Origin of the sequence: Devosia ureilytica, assembly GCF_024273195.1 — a bacterium.
GTDB lineage: Bacteria > Pseudomonadota > Alphaproteobacteria > Rhizobiales > Devosiaceae > Devosia > Devosia ureilytica.
In genome coordinates this window covers 128,502-147,502 of the sequence record NZ_JAMZCU010000002.1, presented here as the reverse complement: position 1 = coordinate 147,502, position 19,001 = coordinate 128,502, and the positions used below count along the sequence as shown (strand labels likewise).

Sequence of the window (19,001 nt, the reverse complement as noted above, 5' to 3'; positions counted from 1 at the left end):
AAGGCGGTACGCAACAGTCAGCCAGCGCCAGTCCGGCAATGGAAATCGAGCTTTCTGGCAGCAACCAGAGTGATAGGGTGCCGGGGACGGACAAAAGTCCGCCACGTTAGTTTGGACCGTCAATCAAGGCTTGGGAGATACCCATATGAAGACCGTGATTTCGACTACCTTTCTTGCAGCCGTGCTTTGCGCATCCGCCGCGCTGCCCGCTTTTGCGGGCCCGGTCGGCGATGCATACGACAAGTGGACCATTTATTCCGACGAGACTGTTGCGTGCATCGAGGCTGATTCGATGAAACTGAGCGCCGGCCAGCAGGCCTATCTCGTCTCCATCCTCGACAATAAATTCGCCAATGAGCCGGCAACGCGGGCAGCGGCGGGGCTGGGCCTTGACGATATCGTCAAGGTGCATGGCTTTGTCTGGGCCGCCGGCCCGAGCTGCGCGCTCAAGAGCTGATATTCATCGGCCGGACGGGATAACCGCCCGGCCTCATCCCGGAGCCGATCATGCGCAGACTTGTTGTTGTTCTGAGTGTCCTTGCAGCAAGCGCCGCCCCCGTGCTGGCCGCTGCGCCGACAGCGGCCCAGAAGGACGAGTTTTACCAGGTGTGCATGGGCATTGCCCAAAATGCCACGCTGTGCGGCTGCAAGGCGGACGCGGCGATGAGCCTGATCGACGAGCGCTTCATGGGCGTGGTCATTGCCTCGATGAAGGGCGGGTCGCCCGCCGCCGGGGACTATGACGCCTACAATACCTACGTCGCCAAATCGAACCAGGTCTGCAAGCCGGACTATTGATCGGGCGAGAACACAATTGCCTTGGGGCTGCAGGCCCCGATGTTGAGAAGGAAAGAGCGAAACATGGCCGAACTGACTTTGCGCAAGGCCGACCAGCCGCAAAAGGGCAAGACCTGGCCCAAGCCGGAAGGCGCCACCCGCCTGCGCGAGTTCCACATCTATCGCTATGACCCGGACAAGGCCGATAATCCGCGCATCGACACCTATTTCGTCGATCTCGACGATTGCGGCCCGATGGTGCTTGATGCCCTGCTCTATATCAAGAACCGGACCGACCCGACCCTGACGCTGCGCCGAAGCTGTCGCGAGGGCATCTGTGGCTCGTGCTCGATGAATATCAACGGGCTCAATACGCTGGCCTGCACCAAGGGCATGGACGAGAGCGCCGGGCCGATCAAGATCTATCCGCTGCCGCATATGCCGGTGGTCAAGGATCTGGTGCCGGACCTCACCAATTTCTACGCCCAGCATCGGGCCATCGAGCCCTGGCTCAAGACCACTTCGCCCACCCCGGCCAAGGAATGGACGCAGTCGGTGGAAAGCCGCGCCAAGCTCGACGGGCTCTATGAGTGTATCCTTTGCGCCTGCTGCTCGACCTCGTGCCCGTCCTATTGGTGGAATGGCGAAAAGTACCTGGGTCCGGCGGCGCTGCTGCAGGCCTATCGCTGGCTGATCGACAGCCGCGACGAGACCCAGACCGAGCGCCTCGACAATCTCGAGGACCCGTTCAAGCTCTACCGCTGCCACACTATCATGAACTGCACCAAGGTCTGCCCCAAGGGGCTGAACCCGGCCAAGGCCATCGCGCAGATCAAGAAGATGATGGTGGAGCGCAAGGCCGCCTGATCGGTCCACAATCGCGGGAAACGATAGAACGGCGGAACCTCGATTCCGCCGTTCACTTTTGAGACCCTGGACCCGGTCCCGGCGTTAGCGCAGGGTGATCTTGCCCTGTTCGTAAAGTGCCTGGCAGTCCACTGCGTCCTTCTCAAGATCACTATCGAGCAAGGTCGTGGCGGAGCCGGGGCCCTCGAAACGCGGGTCGTCGCAGATGTTGTCATTGGCGTAAGACGATGAATTGTCACCGAAATAAACGCCGGAAGCATCATAGGGCGCGCCCAGAATGTGCTCGGGCAGATAGACTGGCTTGATCGAAATTTCGCCCGTCGATTCAAGGGCTTGGCAGTCGCTGGCATCGCCCATGACATCAACGCTGGAGAGCTTCTTGGCCATGCCCGCGCCGGTAAAGCGCCAATCATCGCACTGCCCGTCATTGGCCCATTCGGAGGTGTCGCCGCCATAGTCGAAGACGCCACCCAGGTCGGAGGCCGACTTGAGCGAGGCCTCGCCGGCAAGGAAAGCGGCGCGACAATCGCTGGCGTCCTTGAGCCGATCAGTATCAGAAGGATCCGAGGCCACGCCCGGGCCGACGAAATCGGGATCATCGCATTCATTGTCATTGGGCCAGCCGCCGCTGTCGTCACCAAAGTCAATGCGTGCGGCGAGGGCTTGGAGAACCGAGCTTGAAACCGTGCTTATTCCGGGATCTTGTGGGCTGTCCTGGGCCAGGGAGATCGTGCCGTCCTCGAAGGCCTGGCGACAATCGCTGGCGTCGCGCATGATATTGGCATCCTCAAGCTCGCTGGCCATGGCGGACCCGGCAAAGCGTGGGTCATCGCATTCCTGGTCCTTGGCCCATTCGGAGGTGTCATCGCCAAAGTCGATGTCCGCAAGGGTTGACGGGTCGCTGTCGCCCACAAGGGTGATTGTACCGGCCTCGTAGGCGGTACGGCAATCGGTGGCGTCGCGGGCGGTGTCGATGTCTTCCAGCTCGGCGGCCATGGTGGCGCCGGCAAAGCGTGGATCATCGCACTCGCCATCATTGGCCCAATTGGAGGTGTCGTCGCCGAAGTCGATCTCGGTAGAAGGGGCCGCCGCAACCGGCGGCGTTGCTTCCGTGGTTGCACTTTCGGCCAGGGTGATGTTGCCCGCTTCAAAAGCTGTGCGGCAATCGGTGGCGTCGTGGCTGATGTCAACATCCTCCAGTTCGGCCGCCATGCTCGCGCCGGTGAAACGCGGATCATCGCATTCGCCGTCATTGGCCCACTCGGAAGTGTCGTCGCCAAAATCCACCGCAGCGCTGTCCTGAGCGAATGCCGGCATGGTCAGGCCCGCCGCCAGGATCAGGACCAGGCCGGTTGCACCCAGCCGCCTGTTGAATGCACGCATCTCTTGTTCTCCCTCAACTTGGATGTCGCCCCACGCGGTCACCACCTTACAGCGGCTTTATGGCGGCCAGAAGTGGGAAAGCTAAGAGGGCTCGGCGCGGGATGCTGACTCGCGGTGGGCGAACAGCCAGGATCCAAGCAGCACCATGGCGGTGCCAACGGCATGGAACAGGGTGAAGTCCTCGCCCAGGATAAGCACGGCCAGAGTGATGGTGATGATTGGTCCGAAGGAGGCGGTGGACGAGGTGCCACGTGGCCCGATGCGGGCAATGGCGGTGTTGAGCAGGAACGATGGCAGCACGGTGCAGAAAATGCCCAGTGTCAGGCCGATCAGCCAGACTGATGGGCTAAAGCCGGCATAGGCCTGGGGACCATCGACGATCAGGCTCTGGGCAATGGCGAGGGCCGCGGCGGTGGACATGCCGATGCAGGTAAAGAGTGCGGAACCCAAGATTAGCATCTGTCGCCGCGCCAGGTGCTGGTAAAAGGCGAAGGTGATGGCCGAGCCGAGCACCAGGGCGGTGCCGATGAACAGCCCTTGGGGGCGGATGCTCATATTCCAGGTGAAGATGACAAGCAGCCCCCCATAGCTGATGAACATGGCCGGGAGCAGCCGCCAGTTCATCCGGTCGCCGAAAAACCAGACGCCAAACAGCAGCACGAAAAACGGATAGGTAAAGAGCACCAGCCGTTCGTACTGGGCCGAAACGAAGGCCAGGCCGGCAAAATCGAGATAGCTTGAGACATAATAGCCAAGAATGCCGACCCCCATGGTTGCGAGCACCTTGCTGGGGGTCAGCAGAGTTCGCAATTGTCCGTTGCGCTGCAGCAGCGAGACCAGGATGACCAGATAGACCGGCAGCGCCACCAGCATGCGCAGGGCAAGCGTCGATTCAATAGAAATCCCCTCCGCCAGCGCGAGCTTGACGAAAATGCCCTTGGTGGAAAACAGCGATGCTCCGCCCAGGGCAAGCGCATAGCCAAGGGTGTCGATGGGTGGTGCAATGGGACTGGTGGTCATGAGGGGTCCTCTGCCCCAGCATTAGGCCGCCAAATCCGCCATTCAAAGCCGCCGACCGGCGAATCCGTCCACTTGATCTTGTCGGGGTCAGCCGCGCGGATGCGCCTTGGCATAGCTGTCGAGCAGGCGCTCGGTATCGACGGCGGTATAGATCTGGGTGGTGGAGAGGCTGGCGTGGCCCAGTAGTTCCTGGATGGCGCGCAGGTCGCCGCCCTTGCCCAGGAGGTGGGTGGCAAAGGAATGGCGCAGCGCATGGGGCGTGGCCGAAGGCGGCAGGCCGAGCGCGCTGCGCAGGTCCTGCATGCGCAGCTGGATCAGGCGGGGCGAGAGGACGCCGCCGCGCACGCCGCGAAAAAGCGGCTCCTCGGGCCAGAGCTTGAAGGGCGTCAGGGAAAGATAGGTATCTATCGCCTGTCGCACCGGGGCGATCAGCGGCACCATGCGTATCTTGCCGCCCTTACCGGTGACCCGAAGCGTATCGGCTTCGAGGTCGGTGCGGGTCACGGCCAGCGCCTCGGATATGCGCAATCCGGCCCCATAGCAGAGGGAAATGACGGCCATGTCGCGGGCGGCGATCCATGGACGATCTTCCATCGCGTCGGTTTCGCTGATGGTATTCCTGGCTTCGACGATGCTGAGGGCCTTGGGCAGGCTGCGCGGCAGCTTGGGTGTGCGGATGACATTGAGCGCGTCGGTGGCCAGTGTGCCTTCGCGTTCGAGAAAGCCGAAAAAGCTCTTGAGGGCCGAAAGCACGCGGGCCAGCGAGCGCGAGCCGAGACTTTCGCTGCGGCGCTGCGCCATGAAGGCGCGGATATCGGCGCCCCGCAGGTCCTTGAGCGATTGCAGGGTCACTGGTCCACCCATGTGACCGGCCAGAAAGCTCATGAACTGGCCCAGGTCGCGCCCATAGGCCTCGAGCGTCTTGGGGGCCAGACGCCTGACCGAGCCAAGCTCGCGCAGCCAGGCATCGCGCTGGGAACGGACAAAACCATCGGTGGCAAAGGCGCTGTCGGTCATGCCGTTACTGTAGCCGGGTATGATGAATATTCTCTAGCCGAACGGATCGGCCAGTGGTGGTCGAGCGTGGCAGAATCGCTTGCAAAGACGGAGCAGCGATGCGAACAGAACAAGCACAAATGATCAACCGTCCTGACATTGTCGCGGTAATGGTGGGGGTGGCCGTGGACGGCCCCTATAGCTATCGCGTGCCCGAAGGCATGACTGTCGAGCGCGGCTCGATTGTGGCGGTGCCGCTGGGACCCCGATTAATCCTGGGGGTAGTCTGGGGACCGCCCAAGGACCTGATCGCCCATAACCGGCTGCGTGACATCGCCCAGGCCTATGATGCGCCGCCGCTCTCTGAAGAACTGCTCAAACTGGTTGAATGGGTGGCGCGCTACACGCTGACGGCGCCGGGCCAAGTGCTGCGCGGGGTGCTGCGCTCGCCCGAAGCGCTGGATGCACCAAAACCGGTCATTGCCTATCGGCGCACGGGTCATGAGCCGGAAAAACTGACGCCGGCCCGGCTGCGGGTGCTTGATTGCCTGATGGACGACATGGCCTGGCCCAAGCCGGCGCTGGTTGGGGCCAGTGGTGTGTCCAGTTCGGTCATCGACGGACTGGAGCGGGCCGGGGCCATCGAGAAGCTCGAAATGCCGCCACCGCCCGTGGTGATGCCCCCGGACCCGGAGGACAACCCGGCCAGGCTGAACCCGGAACAACAAAAGGCGCTCGACGATATACGGGCGCTCGACGTCGGCGCTTTTGGCGTCGCCCTGCTCGACGGGGTGACGGGTGGCGGCAAGACCGAGGTATTCTTCGAGGCCGTGGCCGATACCCTGCGTGCCGGACGGCAGGCGCTGGTGCTGCTGCCCGAAATCGCCTTGACCAACACGTTCATCGACCGCTTCACCCGCCGGTTTGGCACACGGCCGGCGGAATGGCATTCGGACATGACCCCGGTGCAGCGGGCCAAGGTTTGGCGCGGGGTGCTTGATGGCACGGTGCGGGCGGTGGTTGGGGCGCGTTCGGCGCTGTTCCTGCCGTTTCGGGAGCTGGGCCTGATGGTGCTCGATGAAGAGCATGACGGCGCCTATAAGCAGTCGGACGGCTTTACCTACCACGCCCGCGACATGGCCATTGTTCGCGCCAATCTGGCCGAGGCGCGAGTCGTGCTATCGTCGGCGACGCCCTCGGTGGAATCGCGCAACAATGCCAATGTCGGGCGCTATAGACATGTGACGCTGGAAAGCCGGTTCGCCGAAGCGGCAATGCCCGATGTCAGCGCCATCGACATGCGTATCAATGGACCCGAAAAGGGCGAATGGATCGCCCCGGCGCTGGCGCGCGAAGTGTTTGCGGCGCTCGACCGAGGGGAACAGGCGTTGCTGTTTCTCAACCGGCGAGGCTATGCCCCGCTGACCGTCTGCCGCTCCTGCGGGCATCAATATCAATGTCCCGACTGCTCGACCTGGATGGTTGAGCATCGCTTCCGCGGCGTGTTGATGTGCCACCACTGTGGCCATGAAATGCGCACCCCAAAAGTGTGTGACGAATGCGGGGATACCGAGAGCCTTGTGGCCGTGGGGCCGGGGGTGGAGCGGGTGGCGGAGGAAGCAGCAGTGCGCTTTCCCGATGCGCGGCGGGTGCTGCTTTCCACCGACATGGGCAGCCACGCGCAGTTGCGCGAACGCTTTTCCGAGATCGAGCGCGGCGACTATGACCTGATCATCGGCACTCAGTTGGTCTCCAAGGGCCACCATTTCGAAAAGCTCTCGGTGGTCGGGGTGCTTGATGCCGACCTGGGCCTGGCGCATGGCGATCCGCGCGCGGCCGAAAAGACTTTCCAGATCCTGACGCAGGTGGCCGGGCGGGCCGGTCGCGCGTCCCGGCATGGCAAGGCGTTTCTCCAGACCTACCACCCCGATCACCCGGTGATGAAGGCCATGGTCAGCGGCGACCGGGAAGCGTTCTATGCGCAGGAACTTTTGGCCCGCGAGGCCGGTGGCATGCCGCCGTTCGGCCGGCTGGCGGCGCTGATCATTTCGGCCAATGAACAGCAGACGGCCATGACCTATGCCCGTTCGCTGCTGTCGGCGGCGCCAATGGCCGAGGGGGTGCGGCTATTCGGGCCGGCCGATGCACCCATTGCCATGATCCGGGGGCGGCACCGGGTGCGGCTCCTGGCCCAATCGGGCAAGGATTTTGATCTTTCGGGCTATATGCGCTTCTGGCTGGCCAGCGGTGAAAAGGCCAAGGGTGACCTCAAGGTGCAGGTCGATATCGATCCGATGAGTTTTATGTAGCGGCTATTCTTTCGCGGCCGGTCCCTTTCATTGGAGCGTAGCATCGCCTTGTGCGCACTCACCGCGCCACTGGCGCGTCTCGGGCGGTGCGGCCGCACCTCGTGCCATTCGAGCGTAGCTCTCATGGCCTTCTCGGCTCAAATCAGGCCACTGGCATGATTTGCCCCTTAGGGACGCTTCGAAGTGCGACACTTTCGACATGGTTGAATCACCCCGGGGAGCCTTGCATGGCCGGCTTGGGCTGTGTTAGAGCGAGCGCGACTTTAGAGGGGTCCGGCTCGCGGCCCGTTTCCGAGCACGTCCAAGCGTTCATAACCCGCCCGGGTTCCGGTCAACGGAACCACATAAGAGGGTCGGCAAAAAAGAGGGTGAAGCGGCATTGGCAGCGCAGAATTCAGTGCTTACCCAGATCGCGCGGCCATATGCGTCGGCGCTGTTCGATCTCGCCCAAAGCGAGAACCAGATGGCCCAGGTCGAAACCGGGCTTTCCGATATTTCCAGCCTGATCGGTGAGAGCGACGATTTCTCGCGCTACCTCCGGTCTCCGGTCATCTCGGCCGATGCCAAGGCGTCGGCTCTCGAGGCGATTCTGGCAAAGGCCAAGGTTAATCCGCTGGTGGGCAATTTCCTGCGTCTGGTGGCCCAGAATGGCCGTCTGTTCGCGCTCGATACCATCATCGCCGTGTTCCGTGAGCTGGCTGCTGCCGCCCGCGGCGAAGTCACGGCCGAGGTGACTTCCGCGGCGCCCCTGAGCGATGCGCAGGCCGAGGCATTGGCCGCCACGCTCAAGACCAAGCTGGGCAAGACCGTGACCCTCAACCAATTCGTTGATCCCTCGCTGATCGGCGGCCTTCAGGTGAAGGTTGGCAGCCAGATGATCGACTCATCCCTCAAGACAAAACTCGCTGCGATGAAGATCGCCATGAAAGAGGTCGGATAATGGACATCAAAGCCGCGGAAATTTCTGCGATCCTCAAGGACCAGATCAAGAATTTCGGCCAGGAAGCCCAGGTTTCCGAAGTTGGTCAGGTGCTTTCGGTTGGCGACGGTATTGCCCGCGTCTATGGCCTGGACAAGGTGCAGGCTGGTGAGCTCGTCGAGTTCCCGGGTGGCATCAAGGGCATGGCGCTCAACCTTGAAACCGACAATGTCGGTGTCGTGATTTTCGGCAACGACCGCTCCATCAAGGAAGGCGACGTCGTCAAGCGTACCGGCTCCATCGTGGATACCCCGGTTGGTCCGGGCCTGCTTGGCCGCGTGGTCGACGGCCTGGGCAATCCGATCGATGGCAAGGGTCCGATCGAGCACACCGAACGCCGCCGCGTTGACGTCAAGGCTCCTGGCATTCTGCCGCGCAAGTCGGTGCATGAGCCGATGTCGACCGGCCTCAAGGCCATCGATGCGCTGATCCCGATTGGCCGTGGCCAGCGCGAGCTGATCATTGGTGACCGCCAGACCGGTAAGTCGGCCATCATCCTGGACACCTTCCTCAACCAGAAGCCGGCTCACGACGCTAATGCTTCCGATACCGAGAAGCTCTACTGCATCTATGTCGCTGTCGGCCAGAAGCGCTCGACCGTGGCCCAGTTCGTCAAGCAGCTCGAAGAATCGGGTGCGCTGCCCTATTCCATCGTCATCGCTGCAACCGCCTCGGATCCGGCGCCGCTCCAGTACATCGCGCCGTTCACCGGCTGCGCCATCGGCGAGTGGTTCCGCGACAATGGCAAGCATGCCGTGATCGCCTATGACGATCTGACCAAGCAGGCCGTTGCCTACCGCCAGATGTCGCTGCTGCTGCGTCGTCCGCCGGGCCGCGAAGCCTATCCCGGCGACGTTTTCTATCTGCACAGCCGCCTGCTCGAGCGTGCCGCCAAGCTGAACGAAGACCATGGTCTGGGTTCGCTGACCGCGCTGCCCGTGATCGAGACCCAGGCCAACGACGTGTCGGCCTATATCCCGACCAATGTGATTTCGATCACCGATGGCCAGATCTTCCTTGAAACCAACCTGTTCTTCCAGGGTATCCGTCCGGCCGTGAACGTTGGCTTGTCGGTGTCCCGCGTGGGTGGTTCGGCTCAGATCAAGGCAATGAAGCAGGTTGCCGGCTCGCTCAAGGGTGAGCTGTCGCAGTACCGCGAAATGGCCGCTTTCGCCCAGTTTGGTTCCGACCTCGATGCCTCGACCCAGCGCCTGCTGAACCGTGGTGCGCGCCTGACCGAGCTGCTCAAGCAGCCGCAGTTCAGCCCGCTCAAGACCGAAGAGCAGGTTGCGGTGATCTTTGCCGGCGCCAATGGCTATCTGGACTCGGTGCCGGTTTCCAAGGTTGGCGATTTCGAAAAGACCGTGCTGTCTGCCCTGCGTGGCAAATATGCCGATCTGCTTTCGACCATCGCCGCCGAGAAGGCGCTGAGCGACGACACCCGTGCCAAGCTCAAGTCGGCTCTGGACGAGATCAAGAAGACCTACGCGGCCTAAGGGCTAGAGGGAGACGACAGGCCGATGCCTTCGCTAAAAGACCTCAAGAACCGGATCGACTCGGTCAAATCGACCCAGAAGATCACCAAGGCCATGCAGATGGTCGCGGCGGCCAAGCTCCGTCGCGCCCAGGAAGCTGCAGTGGCAGCTCGCCCCTATGCCGAACGCATGGGCAAGGTGCTGGCGGCGCTTGGCGCGGTTTATGACGGGCAGGAAAACGCCCCCGTGTTGCTCGGCGGCACGGGCAGCGACAAGGTGCATCTGCTGGTGGTTGCCACCGGTGAGCGTGGCCTTGCCGGCGGTTTCAATTCCTCGATTGCCCGCCTGGCGCGTGAACACGCCACCAAGCTGATCGGCCAGGGCAAGACCGTCAAGATCCTGACCGTGGGACGCAAGGGCCACGACATCCTGCGCCGGCAATATCCTGAACTGATCGTGGATACGTTCAATTTCCGCGAGATCAAGCAGGTTGGCTTTACCCAGGCCCAGCAGGTTGCCGACAAGGTCCTTTCGATGTTCGCCGCCGGCGAATTCGACGTGGCCACGCTCTATTTTGCCAAGTTCGGCTCAGTGATCAGCCAGGTGCCGACGGCCCAGCAGATCATTCCGGCCAAGTTGGAAAAGGTCGAAGGCCAAGGCGCCGCCGAAGTTTCGGCTGTGCCCTACGAATACGAGCCGAGCGAAGAAGCCATCGTCGAGGATCTTCTGCCGCGCAATATCTCGGTGCAGGTGCTGCGTGCCCTGCTCGAAAACTCCGCTTCGTTCTACGGTGCGCAGATGTCCGCGATGGACAATGCCACCCGCAACGCCGGCGAAATGATCGGCAAGCTGCAGCTGAGCTACAATCGCCAGCGCCAGGCCCAGATCACCAAAGAACTCATCGAAATCATTTCGGGCGCGGAAGCGCTCTAAGCAATCCAAGCGAAGGACGAACAAATGGCAGAGAAAAAGGCCGGTCGCGTATCGCAGGTCATCGGTGCCGTCGTGGACGTCGTGTTCGACGGCCACCTGCCCGCCATCCTGAACGCTCTCGAAACCACCAACAATGGCCAGCGCCTGGTGCTCGAAGTAGCCCAGCACCTGGGTGAAAACGCCGTGCGCACGATTGCCATGGACACCACCGAGGGCCTGGTTCGCGGTGCCGAAGTGACCGATCTGGGCACTGCCATCACCGTTCCTGTCGGTGAAGCGACCCTGGGACGCATCATGAACGTCATCGGCGAGCCTATCGACGAGGCCGGTCCGATCGTTGGCGAAGCCAAGCGCGAGATCCACCAGGAAGCCCCGGCTTTTGCCGAGCAGAACCCTGAGTCTCAGGTTCTGGTGACCGGCATCAAGGTCGTGGACCTGATCGCTCCTTACGCACGCGGCGGCAAGATCGGCCTGATGGGCGGTGCCGGCGTGGGCAAGACCGTTCTCATCCAGGAACTGATCAACAACGTCGCCAAGGCGCACGGTGGGTATTCAGTGTTTGCGGGCGTGGGTGAACGCACCCGCGAAGGCAATGACCTCTACCACGAAATGATCGAGTCGGGCGTGAACAAGGACCCCAAGGAACATGGTGGCTCGGCCGCCGGCTCCAAGTGTGCCCTGGTGTTCGGCCAGATGAACGAGCCCCCGGGCGCCCGTGCCCGCGTGGCCCTGACCGGTCTGACCGTCGCCGAGAACTTCCGCGACCAGGGCCAGGACGTGCTGTTCTTCGTGGACAACATCTTCCGCTTTACCCAGGCCGGTGCCGAAATGTCGGCCCTGCTTGGCCGCATCCCCTCCGCCGTGGGTTACCAGCCGACGCTGGCGACCGACATGGGCGCGATGCAGGAACGCATCACCACCACCAACAAGGGTTCGATCACCTCGGTGCAGGCTGTGTATGTGCCGGCCGACGACTTGACCGACCCGGCGCCTGCGACCTCGTTCGCCCACTTCGACGCCGTGACCGTGCTGAACCGCGCGATCTCGGAAAAGGGCATCTACCCGGCCGTGGATCCGCTGGCTTCCAACTCGCGTATTCTGGACCCGCTGACCGTTGGCCAGGAGCACTACGAAGTTGCTCGCCGCGTGCAGGAAGTGCTGCAGAAGTACAAGGCCCTGCAGGACATCATCGCCATCCTGGGCATGGACGAGCTTTCTGAAGAGGACAAGCTGGTCGTGGCTCGTGCCCGTAAGGTCGAGCGCTTCATGAGCCAGCCCTTTGACGTGGCCGAAGTGTTCACCGGCTCGCCGGGCGTGTTCGTGTCGCTCGAAGACACCATCAAGGGCTTCAAGGGCCTGGTGGCGGGCGAATATGACCACCTCCCCGAGGCTGCCTTCTACATGGTTGGCACTATCGAGGACGCTGTTGCCAAGGCACAGAAGCTGGCTGCCCAGGCCGCCTGATTTTGCAACTCGGGCTCGTCGTGCGCGACGGGCCCCCTGCCCAGGCCCGGTACGTTCGGGTTCGCTCCGCTAAGGGACCAAAAATATGGCTGAAGGCCTCAAGATCGAGATCGTGTCGCCCGAGCGGCTGGTGCTGTCCGAAACCGTGGTTTCGGTCACTGTGCCGGGCACCGAGGGCTATTTCACCGTGATGGACGACCATGCGCCGTTCATGACGACGTTGAAGCCCGGTTTCATCACCGTGACCAAGGATAGCGGCTCGACCGTCTATTTCGTCAAGGGTGGTTTTGCCGATGTGTCGGCCACGGGCCTGACCATTCTCGCCGAGCAGTCGGTGCCGTTCTCCGAGTTCGACCATGGCGACCTGCAGGCGCAGATCAAGGCAGCTGAGGAAGAACTCAATCGGGCGACGACGCCCGACGACAAGTCCTATGCCCAGGAAGTGGTGTCGGGCCTGTTGAACCTGGCCATTGAGGCCCAGCATATCGACGGCGCCCATATCCATTGAGCGCTTCGATAGTGCTATCGTCTTCAAAGGCCGCCCCATGGGCGGCCTTCTTGCTTTCAATTTGAGCATTGAGCACATCATTTGTGCAAGTGTTTGATTTTCAATAGCAATTTACGCCCATCAACCTGTGCTTAACCCTTGAAGGCCATGCTGCCGCCCGGGAACTATTGAAACCGGCCAACGGCGGTCGGAATTCGGGGGCACGATCATGGGTTCATTCCTGCGCAATATCCGTCTGACCTTTGCCATTTCGAGCATGACCATCGGTGCGATTGCCGTCGCTATCGTGGCGGTGATGTGCGGGCTTTATGTCAGTCTGGGTGCTTCGGTGGCGCGCGACGAAGAAAAGGCGCTCACTGACACGACGCGCATTGCGGCGCAGATCCTGCAGGTCAATCTCCCCAACCTGGAAGTGGGTGTCGATGAGAACGGCAGCGTGGCGAGCCTGACGGCCCGCAGCATGCCTCGGTTCCGTAGCCATGACGTGATCGATGCCGTGGCGCAGGTCGCCGGCCAGGATGTTGCGGTTTATGTCTATGACACCGAGACCAGCCCGGACATGGTGGTGGGCAGTACCAGCCTCCTGGATGCCGCAGATGAACGGCGTCTGGGCCAGGTTCTGGTGCCCGGCACGGCAGTATTCGAAAGTCTCGTCAGCAATCAGCCGGTTCGGGCCGAAGCCGCGTTTGACGGCAAGGCCTATCTCCTGAGCTATAAGCCCATCGCGACCGCCGAGGGCGCGGTGATTGGCGCATTGATGGTTGCGGTTGACCGGGGACCGCTCGAGGCCGTGCTGGGGCGGACCATGACGGTGCTGGGTGCGATTGCCCTTCTCGGCATGCTGGTCACGGGCGTCTTGGCAGTGCTGCTGGCGCGCAAGTTGATGCGGCCGATCCCGGATCTGGCCCAGGTCATGGGTGCGCTGGCTGATGGCGCGCTCGATACGGCCGTGCCCTATACGGCTCAGCGTAACGAGATTGGCGCCATGGCACGCGCCGTCGAAGTGTTCCGCGCCAATGCGGTTGAAAAGGCGGCGCTGGATGCGCAAGCCCGTCAGCATCTGGCCGAGGCGGCCGATCACACCGGGCAATTGCAGGCCATTTCGCGCAGCCAGATCGTGGTCGAATTCGAACTCGACGGCACTGTACAGACGGCCAATGAGAATTTCCTGGCGCTGCTGGGGTATGAGCTGGACGATATCGTGGGCCGTCCCAATGCGCTGTTCCTGTTTGACGCTGACCCGGCCAGCTCCAGCTACAAGCAGTTCTGGCAGGATATGGCAGCGGGTGCCTTCAAGAGTGGCGAATATCGCCGGCGTTGCCGGGATGGGCAGGAAGTGTGGATCCAGAGCACGTTCACGCCGATCTTTAATGCCGATGGCGTGCCCTACAAGGTGGTGCAGTTTGCAACCGATGTGACAGCGCGCAAGCGCTCGGTCGCCGCCATTGGCGCTGGGTTGCAGCAATTGGCCGGCGGCGACCTGACCAGCACCATTGCTTCGCCCTTCCCGCCCGAGTTCGAGGACCTGCGAGTGGCGCTCAACGGCACGGTGGAACGCTTTGCCGATGTGGTGGGGCAATTGCGGCTCACCACGCGATCGCTGCGTACCGCCAGCGGCGAATTGCTGTCGGGTGCCAATGATCTGTCGGAACGCACCACCCGCCAGGCTGCGACCATCGAGGAAACCTCGGCTGCCATGGAAGAGCTGGCCGCCACGGTTGCCAGCAATGCGGGCATGGCCGAACAGGCCGCCGGCAGGGCCGAGACTGTATCCAAGGTCGCCGCCGAAAGCGGCGCGGTTATGGGCGAGGCCACTGGCGCGATGGAGCGGATCACCCAGTCCTCGGCTAAAATCTCCAACATCATCGGCATGATCGACGACATCGCTTTCCAAACCAATCTGCTGGCGCTCAATGCTTCGGTCGAGGCGGCCCGCGCCGGCGACGCCGGCAAGGGCTTTGCCGTGGTGGCCGTGGAAGTGCGGCGCCTGGCCCAGAGCGCGGCGCAGGCCTCGTCCGAGGTCAAGGCGCTGGTCGAAAAGAGCGCCGATGAGGTCAAGGGTGGGACAAGTCTGGTCGCGGCTGCCGGCGACAGGCTCAAGGCCATGCTTGATGCAGTCGAGGAAAACAGCGCCCTGGTGCGCTCGATTGCCCGGGCCAGCCGCGAGCAGGCCGCGTCCATCGAGGAGGTTAATTCGGCGGTGCGCACACTCGACCAGATGACCCAGCATAATGCGTCGCTGGTGGAGGAGACCAATGCGGTGATCGAGCAGACCGAGGGCCAGACCCAGGCGCTCGATCAGATCATCGAGGTGTTCAAGCTCGAAGAGGCCGCCGAGCCGGTTGCCCGGGTCGCGCGGCAACGCGCGGCCTGAAGCCAAAGCCCGGAGTTAGTCCAATGCCGCGCTCACGAGAGCCCGGGCATGCAGATCGGTGGTGTCATAGGTCGGCAGTGAGCTGGTGCTGTCATCGATCAGCATGCCGATCTCGGTGCATCCGAGAATGACCGCCTGTGCGCCGCGTGCCGCCATGCGGTCTATCGCCGCCTGATAGACGCGCCGCGACTCGTCACGAACGATGCCCTTGCACAGTTCCTCATAAATGATGCCGTTGAGATTGGTGTGATCGACTTCGGGGACGAGGACGGAGAGGCCATGGCCGGCCAAACGGTCCTTGTAAAAGCCCATTTCCATGGTGAAGCGGGTGCCCAGCAGTCCGACGGTGTCAAATCCGTCCGCCAGAAGAGCCTTGGCGGTCGGATCGGCAATGTGGATCAAGGGCAGGCCAATGCCCTCCATCATGGTGGCGGCAACCACGTGCATGGTATTGGTGGCAAGGCCCAGCAGCTGGGCGCCAGCGCCTTCCAGAGCGCGGGCGGCGCCATTGAGCTGATGACCGGCCTTGTCCCATTCTCCGGCCGATTGCAGCGCCGCAATGGGGGCAAAATCCACCGAATGCAGGATTACCGGGGCCGAGTGCAGACCGCCCAGCCGCCGCGCCGTTTCCTCATTGAGGATGCGGTAGTAATGGGCGCTGGATTCCCAGCTCATGCCGCCGATCAGGCCGATAGTCTTCATGGTCGTCTCAGACGTGGGTAAAGCGCTGCGGGATGTCGCCGAAGGCCTCGGCCACCTTTTCATAGGCGGGCCGCTTGAACGGCACGATCAGCGCAGGGGCGCGGCTGAGCTTTTCCCAGCGCCAGCCGTCGAACTCGGGCTTGAACTTGCCGCCGCCGGGTGCCTCGACGTCGATCTCGCTGTCAGGGCCGGTGAAGGCAAAGGCGAACCAGCGCTGACGCTGGCCGCGATATTTGCCCTTGAAGGCCTGTCCCAGCACGTCGTCGGGCAGGTCGTAGTAGATCCATTCGGGCGCCTCGGCGAGAAGGCTCACCGAAGTGATGCTGGTTTCCTCATAGAGTTCACGCAGGGCAGCGCGCAGCGGGTCCTCGCCCTTGTCTATGCCGCCCTGGGGCATCTGCCAGGCCGAACCATGGGCCGCCGACTGATCGGGATCGCCCTCGGACTTGCGGTGCCCAAGGAACACGTTGCCATGGGCATTGAACACGGCAATGCCCACGCAATCGCGATAGGGCATGGCGTCACGGTCGGGCCGGCTGGTGGTCATGGCTCAGGTCTCTATTTCATCAGGGCGCTGGCCGGGACCAGTACAATGCCCTTGGCATCGAGTTCGCGCGCCCATTCGGACACGGCCTGCACCGAAATGGGCAGTGCGCTGACAATACCTATGGCGCTGCCGGTTTCCATGGCCTGGGTCTCAAGGCTGGCAAGCGCTGAGAGAATAGATGCGCGTGCCGGATTGGCGTCGATCACCTGGCTGGCGCGGCCAAAGGGCACGCGATTGGCCGTGGCCAATTGGGCAGCCACGGAGCGGTTGGACGAACCGTCATCGAGATAGCCAAGACCGCGGGCGCCGAATTCTTCCATGATGGGGGCCATGTCAGCGGCCGATGCGGTGAAGCGGGCGCCCATATTGTTGATGATGCCGAAATAGCCGCCAAACCGGGCCATCAGCCAGAACAGCTTTTCAAGATTGGCGCGCGGCGCCTCGCCAGTGAGGATGGTGTGCGGCCCCGGATCGTTCTGCGGGTAGTCGAAGGGCTCGAGCGGCACTTCGAGCATGACTTCATGTCCAGCGGTGCGCGCTGCCGCGACGCTGTTGGACAAGGAGCGTCCATAGGGGGCAAAGGCCAGCGTCACCTCGTCAGGCAATTGATCGATGGCCTCGAGAGATCCCTGTTCGTTGATGCCGAGGCCGGTGACGACCACGGCAATCATCGGCGCTGCTCCCTCTACGGCACCGCTGGCCGGCCGGCGATAGGCGGCAAACGGCGTCAGGCCGGTGCCCGACATGCGCGGGATGGTGCCGGCGGAGGTTTCCTCGCTCAGGTCGGGCAAGGCGCCAAAGCGGTCCGGGATTTGGCCGGTACCCGTGCCGGGATTGCTGGAAGTGGGCGGCGGCACCGCGATCACCGAGCCGTTCGCTGGCACCTGTCCGGGGTCGGCAGTGATGGTTGCCGGCCGGCTCGCCGCCGAATTGGCGACGCTGTTGGTGTCGCGGGTGGAGGTGATCGCCACCTCCTGGCTGGGGCGGCCCCCATTGGGGTCTTCAACCAGAACCAGGCGCAATGCGACGCCGCCAATGATCAGGAAGATCACAATGAACAGGAGCCGAGCCAACGGAAAGTGGAAGCGTCCCGACCGGGCCGCGTTTCGGCGACGGCGTCCGGTCAGCGGCGTGGAAAGGTCATTGGCCATTGGCGGTAAGCTCATTCCCGGCTGGGCAGGTGTGGCATGCGGCGCGAATCACGCGCGCCGCATGCCCAGTCTATCATGGTCCCCAGTCTATTCCGCCTTGGGCGGATAGGCCGGATCGGTCTCCTCGCCCCGGATCAGGCGAAGGGCATATTGCAGCTGGGTGTCATCCGCCTTTTCTGCGGGCACATAGACCGAAGAACCCACGGTGGATTCTTCCTGGCCCTCGATGGTGATGTGACCCTCAAGCCCGGCTTCACCGATGATCTCGTCTCGGCCCTGAAGCTCCTCGGGCACGACCTGGCGGATTTCGATATCCGGGTTGATGCCCAGAGCCTGGATGGAGCGGTTGTCAGGGGTGTAGTAGCGGGCCGTGGTCAGCCGCATGGCGCCATCGGGTCCAAGCGAAATGATCGACTGCACCGAGCCCTTGCCGAAGGAGCGCGTACCCACCAGCGTGGCGCGCTTGTGGTCCTGCAGTGCACCGGCGACGATCTCAGAGGCCGAGGCTGAGCCGCCATTGATCAGCACCACCATGGGCACATCGGCCAGCTTGGCGTCGAGTGGATCGGGTACGGCGTCATAGCGAGCGCTTTCGCTTTCGCTGCGGCCGCGGGTCAGCACCACGGCGCCCCGATTGAGGAAGGCGTCGGCGACGTAAACCGACTGATCGACCAGGCCACCGGGGTTGTTGCGCAAATCGAGGATGATGCCCTTGGGCGCAAGACCGTCGCGTTCGGCGTAGATGGATTCCACAGCACGTTCGATGCCGACAAAGGCCTGTTCGGAAAAGCGCGACAGGCGCAGCACGGCAATGTCATCTTCCATCGACCAGCGTACGGCGCGCATGGAGATGATGCCGCGGGTGAGCTTGAATTCGATGGGGTCGGTCACGCCTTCGCGCAGCACGGTGATGGTCACCTCGGTGCCGACGCGGCCGCGCATCTTTTCGACCGCCTCGTCCTGGGTCATGCCCTGCACCGCCAGCCCGTCGATCTCATAGATGAGGTCATTGGCCATGATGCCGGCGCGCGCGGCCGGTGTGTCGTCGATAGGCGAGACGACGCGGATCAGCTCGTCTTCCATCATGATCTCGACGCCCAGGCCACCGAACTGGCCCGACGTATCTTCACGCATATCGTCATAGTCGGCGGGCGGCAGGTAGCCGGAATGCGGATCAAGCGAGGTCAGCATGCCCTGGATGGCGGCGCGGATCAGCTCCTGCTCATCGGGCGGGTCGACATATTCGGCCCGAATGCGGTCGAAGATTTCGCCAAACAGATTAAGGTCGGCATAGATTTCGAGGGGATCGCGGGCGGCGGCAGCGCGCTCAGCGGCTGTCGGCTCGGGGCTTTCGCCACTCGGATTGGGCTCAAGCTGCTCCTCGACAGGCGCCGGTGCCGGGTCTGCCGGCGCCTGAGTGGTTGGCGCCTGATCCTGGGCGATCAGTACGGTGGCGGGCACCAGCACTGCCGCACAGATGGCAGCAAGGCGAAGGGTGGTCAGGCGCATGGGTTTG

General features: G+C 62.8%; 17 protein-coding genes. 10 read left to right on the top strand and 7 right to left on the bottom strand.

From position 1 onward, the window contains the following. Positions 1-145: 145 nt before the first annotated feature. The 3 genes from NIM87_RS04620 to NIM87_RS04610 all read left to right on the top strand — a co-directional run bounded on the left by NIM87_RS04620 (position 146) and on the right by NIM87_RS04610 (position 1,644). Positions 146-457, top strand: a complete 312-nt coding sequence (locus tag NIM87_RS04620; protein WP_254673467.1) for a hypothetical protein — start codon at positions 146-148, stop codon at positions 455-457. A gap of 50 nt (positions 458-507) precedes the next feature. Then, positions 508-798: a hypothetical protein gene (locus NIM87_RS04615; protein ID WP_254673466.1), complete on the top strand. Its 291-nt coding sequence runs from the start codon at positions 508-510 to the stop codon at positions 796-798. A 63-nt stretch (positions 799-861) separates the two neighbouring features. Then, positions 862-1,644: a succinate dehydrogenase iron-sulfur subunit gene (locus tag NIM87_RS04610; protein ID WP_254673465.1), complete on the top strand. Its 783-nt coding sequence runs from the start codon at positions 862-864 to the stop codon at positions 1,642-1,644. An 84-nt stretch (positions 1,645-1,728) separates the two neighbouring features. Here NIM87_RS04610 and NIM87_RS04605 read toward each other — a convergent pair whose 3' ends face one another. From NIM87_RS04605 to NIM87_RS04595, 3 genes are all read right to left on the bottom strand, one after another. Further along, a complete protein-coding gene (locus tag NIM87_RS04605) occupies positions 1,729-3,027 on the bottom strand; it encodes a hypothetical protein (RefSeq protein WP_254673464.1) in 1,299 nt (432 codons plus the stop codon). Between the two features lie 81 nt (positions 3,028-3,108). Further along, positions 3,109-4,047, bottom strand: coding sequence for a DMT family transporter (locus NIM87_RS04600; RefSeq protein ID WP_254673463.1), 939 nt, complete (start codon positions 4,045-4,047; stop codon positions 3,109-3,111). Positions 4,048-4,134: 87 nt separating this feature from the next. After that, positions 4,135-5,064, bottom strand: a complete 930-nt coding sequence (locus tag NIM87_RS04595; RefSeq protein ID WP_254673462.1) for a tyrosine recombinase XerC — start codon at positions 5,062-5,064, stop codon at positions 4,135-4,137. 119 nt (positions 5,065-5,183) lie between these two features. On the opposite strand from NIM87_RS04595, the gene NIM87_RS04590 reads away from it, so the two are divergent. From NIM87_RS04590 to NIM87_RS04560, 7 genes are all read left to right on the top strand, one after another. Continuing rightward, entirely contained in the window at positions 5,184-7,352 is a 2,169-nt protein-coding gene (locus NIM87_RS04590; RefSeq protein ID WP_254673461.1) for a primosomal protein N', read from the top strand. A 379-nt stretch (positions 7,353-7,731) separates the two neighbouring features. After that, positions 7,732-8,292: a F0F1 ATP synthase subunit delta gene (locus tag NIM87_RS04585; RefSeq protein WP_254673460.1), complete on the top strand. Its 561-nt coding sequence runs from the start codon at positions 7,732-7,734 to the stop codon at positions 8,290-8,292. Beyond that, positions 8,292-9,827 carry a F0F1 ATP synthase subunit alpha gene (gene atpA / locus NIM87_RS04580; protein ID WP_254673459.1) on the top strand — a complete coding sequence of 512 codons (1,536 nt, stop codon included), beginning with the start codon at positions 8,292-8,294 and terminating at the stop codon, positions 9,825-9,827. Before NIM87_RS04585 ends, atpA begins: the two co-directional genes overlap by 1 nt. A 24-nt stretch (positions 9,828-9,851) precedes the next feature. Continuing rightward, a complete protein-coding gene (locus NIM87_RS04575) occupies positions 9,852-10,739 on the top strand; it encodes a F0F1 ATP synthase subunit gamma (RefSeq protein WP_254673458.1) in 888 nt (295 codons plus the stop codon). Positions 10,740-10,763: 24 nt separating this feature from the next. Continuing rightward, the gene (gene atpD / locus NIM87_RS04570; protein WP_254673457.1) at positions 10,764-12,203 is read left to right on the top strand and encodes a F0F1 ATP synthase subunit beta; all 1,440 of its coding nucleotides are present in this window, start codon (positions 10,764-10,766) and stop codon (positions 12,201-12,203) included. A gap of 85 nt (positions 12,204-12,288) precedes the next feature. Next, a complete protein-coding gene (locus NIM87_RS04565) occupies positions 12,289-12,711 on the top strand; it encodes a F0F1 ATP synthase subunit epsilon (protein ID WP_254673456.1) in 423 nt (140 codons plus the stop codon). Between the two features lie 208 nt (positions 12,712-12,919). Beyond that, on the top strand, positions 12,920-15,085 hold the full coding sequence (locus NIM87_RS04560; RefSeq protein WP_254673455.1) for a methyl-accepting chemotaxis protein: 2,166 nt from the start codon (positions 12,920-12,922) through the stop codon (positions 15,083-15,085). 15 nt (positions 15,086-15,100) lie between these two features. Here the strand turns inward: NIM87_RS04560 and NIM87_RS04555 are convergent, their stop codons facing one another. The 4 genes from NIM87_RS04555 to NIM87_RS04540 form a co-directional block, all read right to left on the bottom strand. Continuing rightward, a complete protein-coding gene (locus tag NIM87_RS04555; RefSeq protein WP_254673454.1) occupies positions 15,101-15,787 on the bottom strand; it encodes an aspartate/glutamate racemase family protein in 687 nt (228 codons plus the stop codon). 7 nt (positions 15,788-15,794) lie between these two features. Next, a complete protein-coding gene (locus NIM87_RS04550) occupies positions 15,795-16,334 on the bottom strand; it encodes an RNA pyrophosphohydrolase (RefSeq protein ID WP_254673453.1) in 540 nt (179 codons plus the stop codon). Positions 16,335-16,345: 11 nt separating this feature from the next. Further along, positions 16,346-17,485: a divergent polysaccharide deacetylase family protein gene (locus NIM87_RS04545; protein WP_254673452.1), complete on the bottom strand. Its 1,140-nt coding sequence runs from the start codon at positions 17,483-17,485 to the stop codon at positions 16,346-16,348. Positions 17,486-17,572: 87 nt separating this feature from the next. Further along, positions 17,573-18,994, bottom strand: a complete 1,422-nt coding sequence (locus tag NIM87_RS04540) for a S41 family peptidase (protein WP_254673451.1) — start codon at positions 18,992-18,994, stop codon at positions 17,573-17,575. Positions 18,995-19,001: the final 7 nt, after the last annotated feature.